This is a genomic window from Marinobacter nauticus ATCC 49840 (assembly GCF_000284615.1).
Classification (GTDB): domain Bacteria; phylum Pseudomonadota; class Gammaproteobacteria; order Pseudomonadales; family Oleiphilaceae; genus Marinobacter; species Marinobacter nauticus.
Genome location: NC_017067.1, coordinates 1,219,121 through 1,235,649, shown reverse-complemented (window position 1 = coordinate 1,235,649; position 16,529 = coordinate 1,219,121). Strand labels below are relative to the sequence as shown.

The window sequence follows — 16,529 nt, the reverse complement described above, 5'->3', positions numbered from 1 at the left end:
GCCATCTGTACCGATTCAATGCCTGGTTAACTGAATCTGTTATGGCAATACGGATAAGCGAACAATAAAGCCATCCACTGAAGAAGGAGTTTCACCATGGCACAGGTACAGAAAACCCACGAGCGTTTTGATCAGCAACCGGAAAGATCCAGAGCCAGTCAGAAAGACCTGTTCAACCTCGCCGGTGCAGACGCTACTACAGGCAACGGCCTTCACCTCAAAACCATACAAGGCCTGGCCCGGGAGGGCATCCGGGTAATCCCGGCCGGCCACAACCACTGGATTCTCACCGGCAACCGCCCGCTACCGGAAGTCCACTGCTACAGTGAGCAGGAATTACAGCGCTTCGCCCGTTCGCGAGCCAGACATTATCTGACCAACTCCAACAGGGAGAACCTATGAACACCACACCGATTTATCAGGTCGATGCCTTTACCAACACCCTGTTCGGCGGTAATCCGGCAACCGTTATGCCGCTGGACCAATGGCTGCCAGACGAGCGGATGCAGGCAATAGCACTGGAGAACAACCTGTCGGAAACCGCGTTTCTGGTGCCGTTGCCAGAGTCTGACCCAGCGGATTTCCACATCCGCTGGTTCACCCCTGCGGTGGAAGTACCGCTGTGCGGCCATGCCACACTGGCCTCGGCGTGGGTGGTGTTCAACCGCCTGAACTGGCCGGCCGACACCGTACGTTTTCACTCCAAAAGTGGTCCATTGGCCGTTACCCGCCGGACAGAAGGCTGGCTGGAACTGGATTTCCCTAATCTGCCTTTCGAGCACAGGCCAACGCCGGCGCTGATTCTGGAGGCTTTGCCCGGGGCGCCGGCCGAGTCTTTCTACGTGCCTAACGACACCAATTACATGGTGGTGCTGGACTCCGAAGACGAGGTGCGGACCGCAACTCCGGATAACCGCAAACTGGCCGAGCTGGGCAACCAGGGCCTGATTGTGACCGCCCCGGGAACGGACTGCGATTTTGTCAGCCGCTATTTCGCTCCCGGCGCCGGTATCGACGAGGACCCCGTGACCGGCTCCATCCACAGTGTGTTGGTGCCCTACTGGGCTGAGAAGCTTGGTAAAACCGAACTCAGGGCGCGCCAGATTTCTGCCCGCGGCGGCGAACTGCGCTGCGAGCTCCGGGGCGAGCGGGTGGCCATTTCTGGCCAGGCAGCCTTCTACATGGAAGGCTCCGTTCACCTGCCGTGAGGCTGGTATACTGCCCGGCGTTTTTCACCAACGGCGGGTAGTATCATGGCAGGTTCATCCTCAGCGTATGACGTAATCATCATCGGCGCCGGCGCAGCAGGGCTGATGTGTGCGGCAACCGCCGGCTACCGTGGTCGGCGTGTGATGGTGCTGGACCATGCCAACAAACCGGGCAAGAAGATCCTGATGTCCGGCGGCGGGCGCTGCAATTTCACCAACCTGAACAGCACACCCGCCAACTTCCTCTCGGACAATCCCCATTACTGTATCTCAGCGTTGAAGCGGTACACTCCCCAGGATTTCCTCGAACTGGTGGATCGACACGGCGTCGAGTACGAGGAGAAAGCGCCCGGTCAGTTGTTCTGCCGGGACAGCGCCAAAGACGTCCTCAATGTTCTGCTGACCGAATGTGAATGGGCGGGCGCGGAGATCCGACTGAAGACCCAGATTCAGAAAGTACGGGAAGCGAACGGTGGCTATCAGGTTATGACTGGCAGCGGCGTGCTGAGCTGCGAATCTCTTGTGGTTGCCTGCGGCGGCCTGTCCATTCCCACCATGGGCGCGACCGGATTCGGTTATGAGCTTGCCAGAAAATTCGGGTTGAACATTCTGCCGACCCGGGCCGGGCTGGTGCCCTTTACCCTGCAACCGGAGCTGAAACAGCAACTGGCACCACTCTCGGGCGTCAGTTGCCCTGTGGATGCCCACTGCCACAACCAGCATTTCCGCGAGCCCATGCTGGTGACGCACCGGGGGCTGAGTGGCCCGGCCATGTTGCAGGTGTCCAGCTACTGGCGGCCGGGGGATGAGGTGCACATCAACCTGTTGCCCGGCCTGCGTATTCAGGAGGACCTGCTGGCACTTCGCAGGCAAAAGCCGCAATCCACTCTGGCGCAGTATCTCAACCAGCATCTGCCCAAACGTTTTGCCCAGGCATTTAATGAACTTCAGGGCTGGCAGGGCCCACTTCAAGGCTGCAGCAATCAGGACATCGAGCAGATTGCCGACACTCTGGGCAACTGGACGGTGAAACCTGCCGGCACCGAAGGTTATCGAACCGCAGAAGTGACCCTGGGCGGAGTTGATACACGCCAACTCTCCTCCAAAACCATGGCGGTTCTGGATCGGCCGAACCTGTTCTTTATTGGCGAAGTGGTGGACGTGACCGGGCACCTGGGTGGTCACAATTTCCAGTGGGCCTGGGCGTCTGGTGTGGCTGCCGGCAACGAGGCCTGAGCCCCGCTACAGGTATTTCTCGATAGGCAACCACGACAGCATCCGCGACATGGCCCGGCGCCAGAAACCCACCTCCGGCTCGTGCTGCACCTCCTGCCCTTCTGACCGCCAGACCAGCTCATCCTGGCCATTCAGCTCAACCCGCCAGCTGTTCCGGGGCTCCATGGCGTAACGGATATCGTCCGCCACGGCATCCGCGAGCTCTGGGCTTTTGATCACCAGCACCGTCTCGCCATTGAGATAGATGGAACGAAGATTCACGTTAAAGGACCCGACAAACAGGGTTTCCCGATCAAACACCACCGCTTTGGAATGAAGGCTTACCTCACCGCCTTCACAGGCTGCACTGGCGGCCACCCAACGTTGGCATGCAGGGGCATCCGGTCGTAATTCGTGTAGCTCAATACCCTGCTCCAACATCGCCCGGCGCCACCGTGCGTATCCGGAGTGGTTGGTAACCAGATCATTGGTGGCCAGCGAATTGGTCAGGGCGGCAACCTGTAAACGACCTCTGCCAATGTCGCTCATGGCACTGAGCTGATGGTCAGTCAGGATCAGATACGCCGATTCAATAAGAATCTCGGACCGGGCACCGTCCACCAGGTCATACAGGGTTTGCGCGGTTCGCTGGGGAGCCTCTGCGGGGGCATCCGGGTCTTCGGGAGGCGGATCAAACACCAGTTCGGCGGGTGCGGAAACGGTGTTGGCAAACAAGGTCTCCAGATAGGTTCTTGCCGTTTGCCGGTTTCCTGGGGGCTCGATCTGGTAATGCCGCGAGGCGGCAGATTCAATCAGGACGCTGAGCTTCGGTTGTGCCTGTTCAGGCTTGGGATAAAGCTCTACCAGCGGCAAGGTCCAGGGACTGTCCCAGTAGGCCTCGAAATTGGCGGTCATGTCCCCCGCCAACGGCCCCAGCACCAGAACATCGCGATCCCGGAAGTTCAGTGTCGGATGCTGATCGAAGTACTCATCCCCGATGTTCCTGCCCCCGGCAATACCCACAAGACTGTCCACCACAAAGGTTTTGTTGTGCATGCGCCGGTTGATGCGATCAAAGTCAGTGATAAACGAGAGCCAGCGACCGAATCCATCCCGGGACCGGGATGGATTGAAAATACGCACACGGATATTGGCGTGGGCATCCAGCAAGGCGAACAGGGATTCCTTGCCAGCAACATTAATGTCATCCAGCAGCAGGCGAATCACCACCCCGCGATCTGCGGCCGCAACCAGACGGCTGGCCAGGTAACGCCCACTGTCATCATCGTTCCAGATGTAATACTGGGCGTCGATGCGCTGGCTGGCAGTCTCGATCAGTGCGGCCCGGGCCAGAAAGGCATCCTGGCCGGTGTTCAGCAGTTTTACCGCCGGCAACCCGGCGCCGACCCGCTCTTCGCTCTGTGCCTGCAGAAAAGCGTCTGGCTCCGAGGCGACCGGTATTGCCGGCCCGTGTTCCATCGGCTTGATCCCTCCTGCACAGCCAGCAAGGACAACCAGGGATATCAGGGTCAATAACCTTCTGATCATCGGGTTCCCTTCTCGGCTGCCTGTGAGCAATGGTTGCTCCTTATCTGAGAATAACCAGCGGCTTGTGCGCGGTTTTCAGCATGGTGGTTGTTGTACTGCCCACCAGAAATTGGCGGATTCGCGAGTGGCCGTAAGCGCCCATCACCAGAATGTCGATGCCGTGCTCTTCCTGATAGGCGTGCAGCGTGGGCTCCACATCGCCAGCGCGGATAGCCAGCGTGATCTCAACACCGAGGCCTTCCAGCATTTTTTCCGCTTTTTTCAGTTGCTCCCAACGATCGGCCGTGTCGGCTCCAACCATCACCAGGTGCAAAGGCATGCCCCGTAACACCGGGCTGGCCGCAATCATCTCAATGCCCTTGAAGGCGGTCGCGGAACCATCAAAGGCCACCATGGCACTTTTCGGCTCGCGGTATTCATCTGGCACCAGTAGAATCGGACGATGCACACTACGGATCACGGTCTCAAGCTGGCTACCGATGTGCACATCTCGATCGGAACTGCTTTCACCGTGCAACCCCATCACAAATAGCCGGGTTTCTTTTTCCAGCGCGGTCAGAGCCTCGGCCAGGTTGTCATGGCGCTGGCGCTTGACCGTCTCGCCAATACCCGCAGTTTTTACCCTGGCCTCTGCTTCGTCCAGCATGTGGTGGCCATGCTCCAGGGCAAGCTTGGAGCGCTTACGGTCCAGCTCCGCCAGCTCATCCAGCAAATGCTCGCGGCTGCCAAGGCCGATGCTGCCAGCCAGATCCGGCTCGGCCGGATACCGTTCTTCATCCAGAACATGCAGCAGCATCAGCGGCGTGTCCATGTGGCGGCTGGCCCAGGCGGCAAAATCGCACACTGCAGGGGCGGCCCGGGAACCGTCAATACACGCCACAATTCTCAACTTGTCTGCCGTCATAGCTGCCTCGCCTTGCGCCTGATTCTGGCTGTTATTCTTGCTGCGAATGTCAGAGTTTTCTTTGGTCTGAGTCATATCAGTGCCCCATCAGCTGGTCAACGGCGTCGGGCTTGTCGTGCACCCCGAAGCGGTCAACGATGGTGGCACTGGCCTCATTCAGGCCAATCACTTCTACATCCGCACCCTCTCGGCGGAACTTGATCACCGCCTTGTCCAGCGCGCCAACGGCGGTAATGTCCCAGAAGTGCGCGCGGCTGAGGTCTATCACAACATTGTCCACCGCTTCCTTGAAGTCAAAGGATTCCAGGAATTTTTCCGAGGAACTGAAAAACACCTGGCCCACCACGGTATAGCGACGGGTGTCTGTTGCCTCGTCCAGCTCGGAGGTCACCAGCATGTAATGGCCAACCTTGTTGGCGAAGAACAGGGCCGCCAGCAGGACACCGGCCAGCACGCCGAAAGCCAGGTTGTGGGTGGCGACGACCACAATGACCGTAACCAGCATCACGATATTGGTAGACAATGGATGCTCCCTGAGATTACGGATGGAATCCCAGCTAAAGGTACCGATGGAGACCATAATCATCACGGCCACCAGGGCGGCCATCGGAATCTGCACCAGCCACTTGTCGAGCACAAGCACCAGAATCAGCAGAAAGACACCGGCCGTGAGCGTGGATAAACGTGTGCGACCACCGGATTTCACGTTGATGATGGACTGACCGATCATCGCGCAGCCTGCCATGCCGCCCAGCAAGCCGGAACCGATATTGGCAATGCCCTGGCCCTTGCACTCGCGGTTACGGTCGCTGGTCGTGTCCGTAAGATCATCGACAATCGTCGCCGTCATCAAGGATTCCAGCAGCCCTACCACGGCAAGACCGAGTGAATAGGGCAGGATGATCATCAGGGTTTCCAGCGTCAGCGGTACGTCTGGCCACAGAAAAATCGGCAAGGTATCCGGCAATTCACCCATATCACCTACGGTACGAATATCCAGCCCCATAACCATGGAGACAATGGTCAAACCGACGATGCAAACCAGCGGAGACGGAATCAACTTGCCCACAGTGGGTATCAGCGGGAAGAGATAGATAATAGCCAGACCAGCGGCGGTCATGGCGTAGACATGCCAGGTCACATTGGTGAGTTCCGGCAACTGGGCCATAAAAATCAGGATGGCCAGAGCGTTCACGAAACCGGTCACCACTGAACGGGATACAAACCGCATCAAGCCGCCCAGTTTCAGGTAGCCGGCGGCAATCTGGATCACACCGGTCAGCAGGGTTGCCGCCAGCAGGTATTGCAGGCCATGCTCTTTGACCAGCGTCACCATCAGCAGCGCCATGGCGCCGGTGGCCGCCGAGATCATTCCCGGGCGGCCACCGACAAAGGCAATAATCACGGCAATACAGAAGGAGGCATACAAGCCCACTTTCGGGTCAACCCCGGCAATGATAGAGAAGGCAATCGCCTCCGGAATCAGTGCCAGCGCAACCACGGTTCCGGCGAGCAAGTCGCCGCGGATGTTCGAAAACCAGTTCTGCTTGAGTGCGTTTGTCATGGTCAGGGGTGTCGCTTTCAATTCTTGGGGATATCAGATCGGGGCCGCGAAGGGTACCAGAAACCGTCCTGAAAGTATGGCCAGACTGACCATCCCGACAGACCGGGGGTGCCGCCGGGGCCGCTAATTGCCTAGAATGCGTTTAAATAATCTTTTTGGTGACAAGTACATGGATGATGTAGCAAGCCAGTTCCTAAACGCCAACCAGACCACCATCAATCTGGCCGTGGCCTTGCTGCTCGGAGCCATCATTGGGCTGGAGCGGGGCTGGGATGCCCGGGAGCAGAAATCCGGGGAACGCATTGCCGGTATCCGCACCTTCTCACTGGTCGGGCTGTTGGGCGGTATTGCCGCCGTATTGTCGGAGCAGATTACCCCCTGGGCCTTTCCGGTATTGCTACTTAGTGTAGTGGCCATGGGGCTGGTGGCCTACAGCGAGCGCCTGGAACACATCCGCAATTTCAGCATTACCGGCATGGTCGGCATGTTACTGACCTTCTGTTTTGGCGCCGTTGCCGTGGCGGTGGATCCGGTGATCGCCACCGCTGCTGCGGTGGTCACCGCCATCATTCTGGACAACAAGGAAGAAATCCACGGCTGGGTACACAAGCTTCAGGCCAGCGAACTGGACGCGGCCCTTAAACTGCTCTTGATCTCGGTGGTGATGCTGCCTCTGCTACCAAACGAGGCCATGGGCCCGGGTGGCGTGCTCAACCCCCGGGAAATCTGGTGGATGGTGGTGATGATCGCCTCCATCTCATTTGTCGGTTACTTTGCCATCCGGGTGGCCGGAGCCCGCAAAGGCATTCTGTTCACCAGTCTGTTTGCCGGGCTGAGTTCATCTACCGCCCTGAGCCTGCACTTCGCCCGGCAATCGGCGAAAAATCCCGACTTCAGCCCGCAGTTTGCTGCCGGCATCCTGATTGCCTGCGGCACCATGTTCCCCCGGATTCTGGTTTATTGCCTGGTCATCAACAAGGCACTGCTGCCCAGCCTGATCTGGCCGGTCGCCATGATGACCGCCCTCCTCTACGTGCCCGCGCTGATCATTTGGCGCCGCAACGCCCGGCAACTGCAGGTGAGCCAGCCCACCATGAACCAGAACCCGCTGGATCTCTCTTCCGCACTGGTGTTCGGTTTCTTGCTGACCGCCATTCTGTTACTGGGGGAATTCCTCAAGAATGCCGTTGGCGATGTCGGCATTTACGCCCTGGCCGCCACCTCTGGCGTGGCGGATGTCGATGCCATCACCCTGTCTCTTACCCGGATGTCCAACGATGGCCTGGGCATGGATGCAGCCGTGCTGGGGATTGTCATCGCGGCAGCGGTGAATAATCTGGTGAAATCGGGCATCGCCTGGAGTATCGGCAACCGACAAACCGGTCTGCTGGTGGCTGGCCCGATGGTGTTATCTCTGGCCGCAGGCCTGTTGGTGGCCTGGCTGCAATAAGGTATCAGCCAGCCTTACGGAAGGTCAGATTGTAGCGGGCCGAGCCGGTCACCGGGTGTTCACCGGCTTTCAGAGTCAGAACGCCGTGGTAACGCAAACGGGCCGGACCGCCCCAGACCACCACATCACCATGTTCCAGCAGAATACGCGCGGGGCAGTCGCTGCGCTTGAGTCCACCAAACTGAAACACAATGGGCAGACCCAGAGACACCGACACAATGGGCCAGGCAAAGTCTTTTTCGTCCTTATCCTGATGCAGTCCCATTTTGGCCCCTGGCTGATAGCGATTAATCAGGCAGGCATCCGGGTCAAAGCCGGGAAATCCCGCTTCCCGGGCTGACTTGCAGGCCAATGAGACAAAGCTTTCGGGCATGGCCGGCCACGGAAGCCCGGATAAGGGATCCTGAGGCTGGTAGCGATACCCTGTCTCGTCAGTCACCCATCCCAGGGGGCCGCAACAGGTCATGGCGGCCGACATCTGATGGCCACCCGGCGTTTTCATGTTGCGAAACGGCGCCTGTCGCGCCACCTGTTCTATATCTCGCATCAAGGCTTGCTGGTGCTTCACGGCATGGCGCCGTAGCACAACCACGCCCTCGTCAAAGGCTTCCATTGTCGGTTGATCGTTCGACCCGGAAAACAGATCTGGCGTCATAAGCCACCCGTTTATCTTCTGAAATCAGAATAACGCCCGCAGAGCGTCTACACTTAGAGAACCCTTCATCCGTCGTTGGATCCCGACGCTGTGAGACAGACAAAACCGCCACACAACAAACAGTCCGCCCGGGTATCACTGGCATTCCTGATAGCCTCTGCCATTACCTTGGGAATGCTGATACTGGCCATCACACTGGTGGCCCAGAGTTATCGGGGCATGGAACAGGCCAAGGTCACCGCTGCCGCCGCCACTGCCCGACAGCTGGCTCTAAGCGTGGACGATCGTATCAATGCCATTACCCAACCGCCGGCTACGGCGCTGGCCTTGTTGCGGCACGACCCACTCTCCCGGAGTTCTACCCTTGAGCAACGACGGCAACGCCTGCCGGTGATTGCCGATGTGCTCACCAGCAGCGATATTGTCAGTGCGGTATACGCAGGCTATGACAATGGCGATTTTTTCCTGTTCCGTAAGATTCGCAGTTCGGGCTCACTCCAGTTTCCGGACGCCCCCGCAACCAGTCGCTATCTGCTGCAAAGCCTGGAATACCAGGGCAACCTGCGCAAGGGCATCTGGCAATTCTATAACAGCGACCTGGAACTGCTCGAACGCCGCTCGCTGCCGGATTACGACTATGATCCCCGCCAGCGCCCCTGGTATCAGGCAGCCAGGGCCGGAGATTCGCTGCAGCTATCAGCGCCCTATGTGTTTTTCACCACCCAGGAAACCGGGCTGACCCTGTCTCAGAGGGCCGCCAGTATCCCGGGTACCGTGCTGGGTGTTGATGTCACCGTGACCGACCTGGGCTCGCAACTGGCGGAGCTGAAACAGACCCCAGGCAGCCGGCTGGCCATTGTCAGCGCCTCCGGGGAACTGCTTGCAGACGCCGACGGTAACACCGAGCCCGATGCCGTGATCCGCCAGGTGCTTGAGCCTGGCACCAACCGGGAAATCCGCCGCTTTCAGCAGCAGGGCCGTGACTGGTATGGCATGGCCGAGCGACTTGGAACCCTGCCCGATGAAGCACTCTCCGTGGTTGTCGCCATTCCCTCGGATGAACTGCTGGCCGATGTCTGGGCCGCCCTTGCCCGCCAGACCGCGATCGCCGGCGCCATAGCGCTTCTGCTGTTGATACTTGGCTGGTTTATGGGGCGCCAGGTGGGCAAACCCCTTGAACGCCTGACCGACCGGGTCAGCAGCCTCTCCCGCTTCCGCTTTGACATGCCAATCCGTTCGGAGTCGCATATCCGGGAAGCCTCGGAGCTCAGCATTGCCCTGGATGACATGGCCCGCACCATCCGAAGCTTCCAGAACATCGCCACGGTGCTCAACCGGGGCCAGGACCTGAACCAGTTGTTACGCGACATTCTTGATCAGATCATCGCCATCGTCAGCCAGGAACGTGGCGCTATTTACCTGTACGGCAGCCATGAACATAAGCTCGACCTGGCGGTTAACCGCGGACTTGAACTGCCCGCCAGCCTGCCAGCCATCAACCAGGCGGCAGACGATAACGAGATCATTCGTCAGCTCAGAAACCACATATCCGGCCACCCGGTGTTTGCCATCCTGCGTAATCGACGCAAGAAACTCATTGGTGCATTGATCATCGAAATGGAAGTGGGCGACCACACCCATCTCAGTGATGACCTGATTGTTTTCGTGGATGAAATTGCCGGCTCCGCCGCAGTTGCCATCGAAACCCGTGAACTGATCGAAAGCCAGCAAGCCCTGCTCGATGGGTTTATCCGCCTGGTGGCCAGCGCCATTGATGCCAAGTCGCCCTACACCGGTGGTCATTGCGAGCGGGTACCCAAGCTCGCCCAGATGATCACGGAGGTGGCAGAGCAGGCATCGGAAGGGCCTTTTGCCCATTTCCGCATGAACGAAGACGAACGTTACGAATTTCACCTGGCGGCCTGGTTGCACGACTGCGGCAAGATCACCAGCCCGGAATATGTGGTCGACAAAGCCGTAAAGCTGGAAACCATCTACAACCGCATCCACGAAATCCGGGCCCGCTTTGAAATCCTGCACCGGGATGCCGAGGTCCGTTACCTTCAAGCCTGCCTGAATGGAGAAGACCCGACCCAGGCTGCCCGTTACAGAGATGAGGCCCAGGCAAAACTTCAGGCTGACTTTGGCTTCCTGGCAGACGCCAATGTGGGCAGTGAGTCCATGTCGGACGAGGATGTAGCGCGCATTCGCCAGATCGGAGCCCAGACCTGGCAACGCCATTTCAGTGACCGGCTGGGCCTCTCCGGGGATGAGCAGCAAGCCCTGGCGGATTCTCCGGAAGCGGCACTGCCCGCCACAGAGCCACTGCTGGCAGACAAACCCTGGCATATTCGCACCTGGGGCGACCGGGTGCCTCCGGTCCAGCGGGACGACCCGCGCAATCTCTGGGGCTTTGACATGAAGCTGCCTGAGTATGCCTACAACCGGGGAGAACTCCACAATCTGACCATCCAGTACGGCACCCTGACGGAAGAAGAGCGCTTCCGTATCAACGAACACATCGTGCAGACCATCTGCATGCTGGATGCCCTGCCCCTGCCAGACCGTCTGGCCCGTGTGCCCCGGCTGGCCGGCACCCACCACGAGCGTGTGGACGGCAAGGGCTACCCCTTCGGCCTGAGCGGTGAGGACATGAGCATTCCCGAGAAAATCATGGCCGTGGCTGACATCTTCGAGGCGCTGACCGCCGTGGATCGCCCTTACAAGCAGGGCAAGACACTGTCTGAAGCACTGGACATCATGGATAACATGACCAGACAGGGCCATATAGACCGGGAGGTATTCCTGCTCTTCGTACGCTCCGGAACCTATCGGCGCTACGGTGCCCAGCACCTGAAGGCCGAGCAGATTGATACCGTGGATGAAAGCCTGTTCATGAAGCCCTGACCAAAAACACGTATATTCTCAGGACTGTTTACTCAACGAAGGATAGAGAATGCTGTTCGCAATCATTTTTGGCGGTCTGATCGGTTATGCCTTTGGTCGATTCCCCGGCTTTCTGGTTGGCGCAGCCATTGGTGCGTTCCTGTTCCAGCGCATGAAAAGCCGACTGCTGGGCAAGCTTCAGGGGCTGCAGGCCGGTTTCATTGAATCCGTGTTCGCGGTGATGGGCGCCCTGTGCAAGGCCGATGGCGTGGTCTCACGGGATGAAATCCAGATGGCAGAGGCCATGTTCATTCGCTTTCGCCTGAACGAATCCCAGAAAGCCATGGCCAAGGAAGCGTTCAACCGGGGTAAAGCATCGGACTTCGACCTGGATGCCGAACTCCAGCGCTTCATGCAGGCGTCCGGCCGCCAGCCGGTGCTGTTGCAGATGTTTCTGCAGGTACAGGTGTCTGCGGTTGCCGCAGACGGGCAGGTACATCCGGCCGAGCACGAAATGCTGGTTCGTATCGCCCGTGGGCTGGGGCTGCCGGAAAGTCAGGTCGACCAGCTCGAAGCTATGCTGCGTGGTGCCCATGCCGGCCAGGCGGGCGGTACCCGCAATTATTCCAGCAGCCAGCAGATCGATGATGCCTACAAGGTTCTTGGCGTCTCGCCAGAGGCCTCAGACGCCGAGATCAAGCGCGCTTACCGCAAGCTGATGAGTGAAAACCACCCGGACAAACTCGCCGGACGCGGCTTGCCCGAAAGTATGCGGGAAATGGCGGAAGAACGAACCCGTGAAATCAGCCACGCTTACGACGTGATCAAGGAAGCGCGGAACAAAGCGTCCTGAGCCCGACAGTCAGAACCAGCGGGGCACCCGTTTGCAATAGGCCTCGTACTGTTCATCAAAACGCCTGGCCAGGGCTTTCTCTTCCTCCCTGGCCTGGCGCATGATCACCAGCACGCCAGTCACCAGGCACACCAGCGAAAACACGCTGGGCAACGCCAGAAAGAACCCCAACTGCCCCGTCATCACCGCCAGAAACAGCGGGTTCCGGCTGCGACCAAAAGGTCCATCGGTCAGAAGGTGCCCACTGCCATGCTGGTCATCAATGCCGGAACGCCAGTCCTCATGCATGTAGGCCTGCAGATAGTTCACGGCTGTGTAGGAAACCAGCAGAAGCACAGCCCCGGCCAGTAACACCGGCCAGTGGTACAGCAGGGGGAAAACGCCCAACCAGGCGTCCAGATCAACCCAGATCCTGGCCAGGCAAACCAGCAGAATCGCAGCCCGGAACAGGTTAAAGGTGTGGCGATGCCACCAGGTAGCCGTACCGATCCTGCCATAATTGATGTGAGAGAAGCCCAATCGTGAATACAGGCCGAGCGTACGGGCCGCAAACTGCAGGCCAATCATCAGGAAAAAAACGCCGAGAAAAACCCGGACAGCTGGCTCGATCAGATCCATTATTCATTCTGGTTCAGTAGGTTGGCAAACAGCTTACTGTGCTTGAGGCTTCATTGAAAGAGACACAGATCAATCCTTTGCTGCCATATTTTGCACCCATTTTGTGACGCCATACCTGAAATGACATATCGTCACGTTTAAGCCTGAGTTATGTTAGTAAGCCTCTGTTTTTGCTTTCAGGAGCCGCCATGAATCAGCCACCCAGTACCCGCTTCCATTGTTTCCGCAACGACGCGCTGGCCGACAACGACGCTACTGCACTTGCTGAACGGATTCGTTCAGGCGAGGTTTCGGCGCAGGAAGTGACGGCGGCGGCGATAGAGCGGGCACAGCTGGCGGCGCCGGTGATCAATGGTGTGGTGACTGAACGTTATCAGCCAGCGCTGACACAGAGCCAGCGACCGGGCGCCCAGACTGGCCCCTTTGCCGGTGTACCTACTTATATCAAGGACAACACAGACGTTGAGGGTTTGCCCACCGGGCACGGGTCACAGGCGGTCACGCCCCGGGTGGCGAAAAGAACCAGCCCTTTTGCCGAACAGATGCTGTCCCAGGGCTATATTTGCCTGGGCAAGTCCACACTGCCGGAATTCGGTTTTAACGCCTCAAGTGAGCCCGCCCAGGGAGACCCGACACGCAACCCATGGAACCTGGACTATTCCTGTGGCGCTTCATCCGGCGGTGCTGCCGCCCTGGTCGCAGCCGGCGTGGTGCCCATCGCCCACGCCAATGACGGTGGCGGCTCTATCCGCATACCGGCTGCCTGTTGCGGGTTGGTAGGCCTGAAACCTACACGAGGCCGAGTGGTAGATAACGATGCCGCCCGGGATTTGCCCGTCAACATCATCAGTGATGGTGTCGTCACGCGTTCAGTGCGCGATACCGCCGGCTTCCTGGCGTACGCCGAGTCCTGGTTCAAGAACCGGAAACTACCCGCCATCGGGCATGTGCAGGGCCCCTCTGGCCGACAATTGCGCATTGGCCTGGTGCTGGACTCCATCAACGGCCACCCCACCGACCCGGAAACCCGGCTAACCGTGGAGCAGACGGCCCGCTACCTGGAAAAGCTGGGGCACATTATCGAGCCCATGGATGTGCCGGTCGCCAGCTCATTTCCGGATGACTTTGCGCTTTACTGGGGGATGCTCGCGTTCGGTGTAAAAGCCCGCGGTAAGAAGCTCTATCACCCGGATTTCGACAAATCCCGAGTGGACGGCCTGACCAATGGCCTGGACAAAATGTTCCGCCGCCAGTTCTGGCGCCTGCCCGCTGTCATCTGGCGGCTGAAACGCTCCTGGCACGACTATCAGAGGCACATGAATGATTATGACGCGGTGCTGACCCCCGTCCTGGGACATACCACACCGCCACTGGGCCATCTGAACCCCGGCGTACCTTTCGATACCCTGTTCGAACGGCTGACCCGCTATGTGAGTTTTACGCCGCTGGCCAACGCCACAGGTGCTCCGGCTATCGCCTTGCCTATGGGGGAAAGCAGCCAGCACCTGCCCATTTCGGTGCAGTTTATGGGTCGGCATGGCGATGAGCGAACGCTACTTGAAATTGCCTACGCGCTGGAAGCCAACCACCCCTGGCCCACTCTAAGCCAGGCAGCCCGGTCAAATCAGGCCTGACAGACTGCCTGGTCCTGCCCGGCCTGGGTACTTGCAATTACCCGGTTGCGGCCCTCCGCCTTGGCCTGGTAAAGCGCGTCATCGGCGCAGGCAAACAACGCTTTGGTAGCGTCCGCCCGGGCGGGCGCGCAGCTGCAAACACCGATACTGACGGTCAGATGAAGTACCTGATCGGAGACCCGGAAAGCTGTTTTCTGAATCTCCTCGCGGATTCTCTCGGCGACCCGAACGGCGCCCGCTTCCGGAGTGTCTGGCAACAGGACGACAAACTCCTCGCCGCCGTATCGCGCGGCCAGATCCTGCGGCCGGGTGACGTGACGTTTGATGCAGTCGGCGACCATTTTCAGACAATCATCGCCAACGAGATGTCCGTAGGTATCGTTAAAGCTCTTGAAGTGATCAATATCTACCACCAGCAGCGACAGTGTCTCCTCAAACCGATAGGCATGGACCACGTCAGCCTGAAACTTTTTGTCAAAGTGCCCCCGGTTTTTGAGTCCGGTAAGGGGATCCGTCGCACTCAGTTCCAGTAGTTGTTCGTTCAGGGATTCCAGGTCGCGGGTTCGCTCCTGCACCCTCTCTTCCAACAGGGCATTAGCCTCTTGCTGAACACGCAACGATTTTTCCTGGGCCAGTCGAGCTTTGCGTTCCTCACGCAATAACTTCTGCTGGGCCGCAAACGACTTCTTCTTCTCCCGGTTCAGCCTGTCAGCCAGCGCAAGCGATAACAGAATCACGCCAAGGGCCGAGCCAACCTGAGTGGCATTCTCAGTCAGCAGGTTCCTGGGCAGCATGGTAAATTTACTCAGCGCCAATACGATGCCCCCGAACAGCATAAAAACCCAGGCTACCGTGTAATACCGGGCAGCTGGGTCACGCTTCAGCCAGCGCACCACACTCAGCATAAGCATGGTGGAGCATCCTACAAAGGCAACCATAATCGTCGGAAGAATCATCAGCCTGTAGGGAATAAGAAGGCCCGCCAGAGCAAGCAGGCCGGCCGTCATGATCATCGCCATCGTCCACCGGTTCAGCCACGGGTGGTTTTTTCTTGTCACACTGATGAAGCGAATACTGAAGGCTCCCCCGAACAGCACCACCAGATTCAGGAACACAATAATGGATTGGTCGTTCCACCAGGTCGCCTCAGGCCAGAGGTACTGGAACGCCACACCGTGCAGTGACGCCAGGAAAAGCGGCATCGCTGCAATATAGCCAACGTAGTAGAGAAAACTGCGCTCTCCCACAGCCATGAAGACGAAAAGGTTGTAAAGCATCATCACCAGGACGATGCCGTAATAGATCCCCTCAAACAGGCTACGAGCCTGTTCAGCCGCGTAGAAGGCATCCTGCTCCCAGAGCGTCATGGGCACCTGCATAGAGCTGGTGGTGTCCACCCGAAGATAAACCGTTGTGGACGATTCCGGGGGCAGCACCAACGGGACAATGAAATTGCGATGGTGGATCGGCCGGTCGTAAAAAGGACGCTTATCCCCAAGGATCAGCGGTTCGAGCAGCTTCCCGCTGACCTCACGGTAGATCTCAATATGGTCCAGGACAGGGTAACCGATCTCCAGAAAATTACTGGCTTCCGATTTCAGCGTGTTGGTGAGCTTTACCCGAAACCAGTAGATATCCTCGCCATACCCCAGACTGACACTGTCACTACCGTTTCGGGTCCAGGCCTGGTCCGGAAGGTTTCGTATGTCAGCAACCGATGGCGACCCTGTCTCCTTCCAGAAATCGACGAACCGTGAAAGCTCAAGGCGTTTGGAAAAGGGCCCCCACTCTCCGGCATCTGCATGGGCAAAGGAAGGGAGCACCAAATAAAAGAACAGCGTCAGGAAGACAAAAAGCCGTGGCATAGCAGTCTCGGGCGTCAAACGCACTTGTTATTTGTTATAAGCTTACGACTGAGTATGCACCAAGGTAGCGACAACGTCTGCTGAAAGTACTATTTGTCGCAAATTGACATAAAAAGCTACACAAGTTGT

At 58.4% G+C, this 16,529-nt stretch carries 13 protein-coding genes; 7 read left to right on the top strand and 6 right to left on the bottom strand.

The window, feature by feature from the left end:
- Positions 1-96: 96 nt before the first annotated feature.
- Genes MARHY_RS05700 through MARHY_RS05690 form a run of 3 tightly spaced genes read left to right on the top strand, consistent with a single transcriptional unit; the run spans position 97 to position 2,444 of the window.
- Positions 97-402 (top strand): hypothetical protein, encoded by a 306-nt coding sequence (locus MARHY_RS05700; protein WP_014420957.1) that lies wholly within the window; start codon positions 97-99, stop codon positions 400-402.
- On the top strand, positions 399-1,208 hold the full coding sequence (locus tag MARHY_RS05695) for a PhzF family phenazine biosynthesis protein (RefSeq protein ID WP_014420956.1): 810 nt from the start codon (positions 399-401) through the stop codon (positions 1,206-1,208). The genes MARHY_RS05700 and MARHY_RS05695 overlap by 4 nt, the downstream gene beginning before the upstream one ends.
- 45 nt (positions 1,209-1,253) lie before the next feature.
- Positions 1,254-2,444, top strand: a complete 1,191-nt coding sequence (locus tag MARHY_RS05690) for a BaiN/RdsA family NAD(P)/FAD-dependent oxidoreductase (protein WP_014420955.1) — start codon at positions 1,254-1,256, stop codon at positions 2,442-2,444.
- Positions 2,445-2,450: 6 nt separating this feature from the next.
- Here the strand turns inward: MARHY_RS05690 and MARHY_RS05685 are convergent, their stop codons facing one another.
- The 3 genes from MARHY_RS05685 to MARHY_RS05675 all read right to left on the bottom strand — a co-directional run bounded on the left by MARHY_RS05685 (position 2,451) and on the right by MARHY_RS05675 (position 6,439).
- Positions 2,451-3,902, bottom strand: a complete 1,452-nt coding sequence (locus tag MARHY_RS05685) for a phospholipase D family protein (protein ID WP_014420954.1) — start codon at positions 3,900-3,902, stop codon at positions 2,451-2,453.
- Between the two features lie 109 nt (positions 3,903-4,011).
- The gene (locus MARHY_RS05680) at positions 4,012-4,950 is read right to left on the bottom strand and encodes a universal stress protein (RefSeq protein ID WP_014420953.1); all 939 of its coding nucleotides are present in this window, start codon (positions 4,948-4,950) and stop codon (positions 4,012-4,014) included.
- A 1-nt stretch (position 4,951) separates the two neighbouring features.
- A complete protein-coding gene (locus tag MARHY_RS05675) occupies positions 4,952-6,439 on the bottom strand; it encodes a SulP family inorganic anion transporter (RefSeq protein WP_011785574.1) in 1,488 nt (495 codons plus the stop codon).
- 169 nt (positions 6,440-6,608) lie between these two features.
- Between MARHY_RS05675 and MARHY_RS05670 the strand changes: the two genes are divergently transcribed.
- Positions 6,609-7,889, top strand: coding sequence for an MgtC/SapB family protein (locus MARHY_RS05670; RefSeq protein WP_014420952.1), 1,281 nt, complete (start codon positions 6,609-6,611; stop codon positions 7,887-7,889).
- A gap of 4 nt (positions 7,890-7,893) precedes the next feature.
- On the opposite strand, the gene alkB is transcribed toward MARHY_RS05670, so the two are convergent.
- Positions 7,894-8,544: a DNA oxidative demethylase AlkB gene (gene alkB, locus MARHY_RS05665; protein ID WP_014420951.1), complete on the bottom strand. Its 651-nt coding sequence runs from the start codon at positions 8,542-8,544 to the stop codon at positions 7,894-7,896.
- A 90-nt stretch (positions 8,545-8,634) separates the two neighbouring features.
- Here alkB and MARHY_RS05660 point away from each other — a divergent pair, with 90 nt between their 5' ends.
- A complete protein-coding gene (locus MARHY_RS05660; RefSeq protein ID WP_041655449.1) occupies positions 8,635-11,451 on the top strand; it encodes an HD domain-containing phosphohydrolase in 2,817 nt (938 codons plus the stop codon).
- A gap of 49 nt (positions 11,452-11,500) precedes the next feature.
- The gene (gene djlA / locus MARHY_RS05655; protein ID WP_014420949.1) at positions 11,501-12,283 is read left to right on the top strand and encodes a co-chaperone DjlA; all 783 of its coding nucleotides are present in this window, start codon (positions 11,501-11,503) and stop codon (positions 12,281-12,283) included.
- A gap of 9 nt (positions 12,284-12,292) precedes the next feature.
- Here djlA and MARHY_RS05650 read toward each other — a convergent pair whose 3' ends face one another.
- A complete protein-coding gene (locus tag MARHY_RS05650; RefSeq protein WP_014420948.1) occupies positions 12,293-12,901 on the bottom strand; it encodes a methyltransferase family protein in 609 nt (202 codons plus the stop codon).
- Positions 12,902-13,089: 188 nt separating this feature from the next.
- On the opposite strand from MARHY_RS05650, the gene MARHY_RS05645 reads away from it, so the two are divergent.
- On the top strand, positions 13,090-14,535 hold the full coding sequence (locus tag MARHY_RS05645; RefSeq protein WP_014420947.1) for an amidase: 1,446 nt from the start codon (positions 13,090-13,092) through the stop codon (positions 14,533-14,535).
- On the opposite strand, the gene MARHY_RS05640 is transcribed toward MARHY_RS05645, so the two are convergent.
- Positions 14,526-16,400 (bottom strand): sensor domain-containing diguanylate cyclase, encoded by a 1,875-nt coding sequence (locus tag MARHY_RS05640; RefSeq protein WP_014420946.1) that lies wholly within the window; start codon positions 16,398-16,400, stop codon positions 14,526-14,528. The genes MARHY_RS05645 and MARHY_RS05640 overlap by 10 nt on opposite strands.
- Between the last annotated feature and the right edge of the window lie 129 nt (positions 16,401-16,529).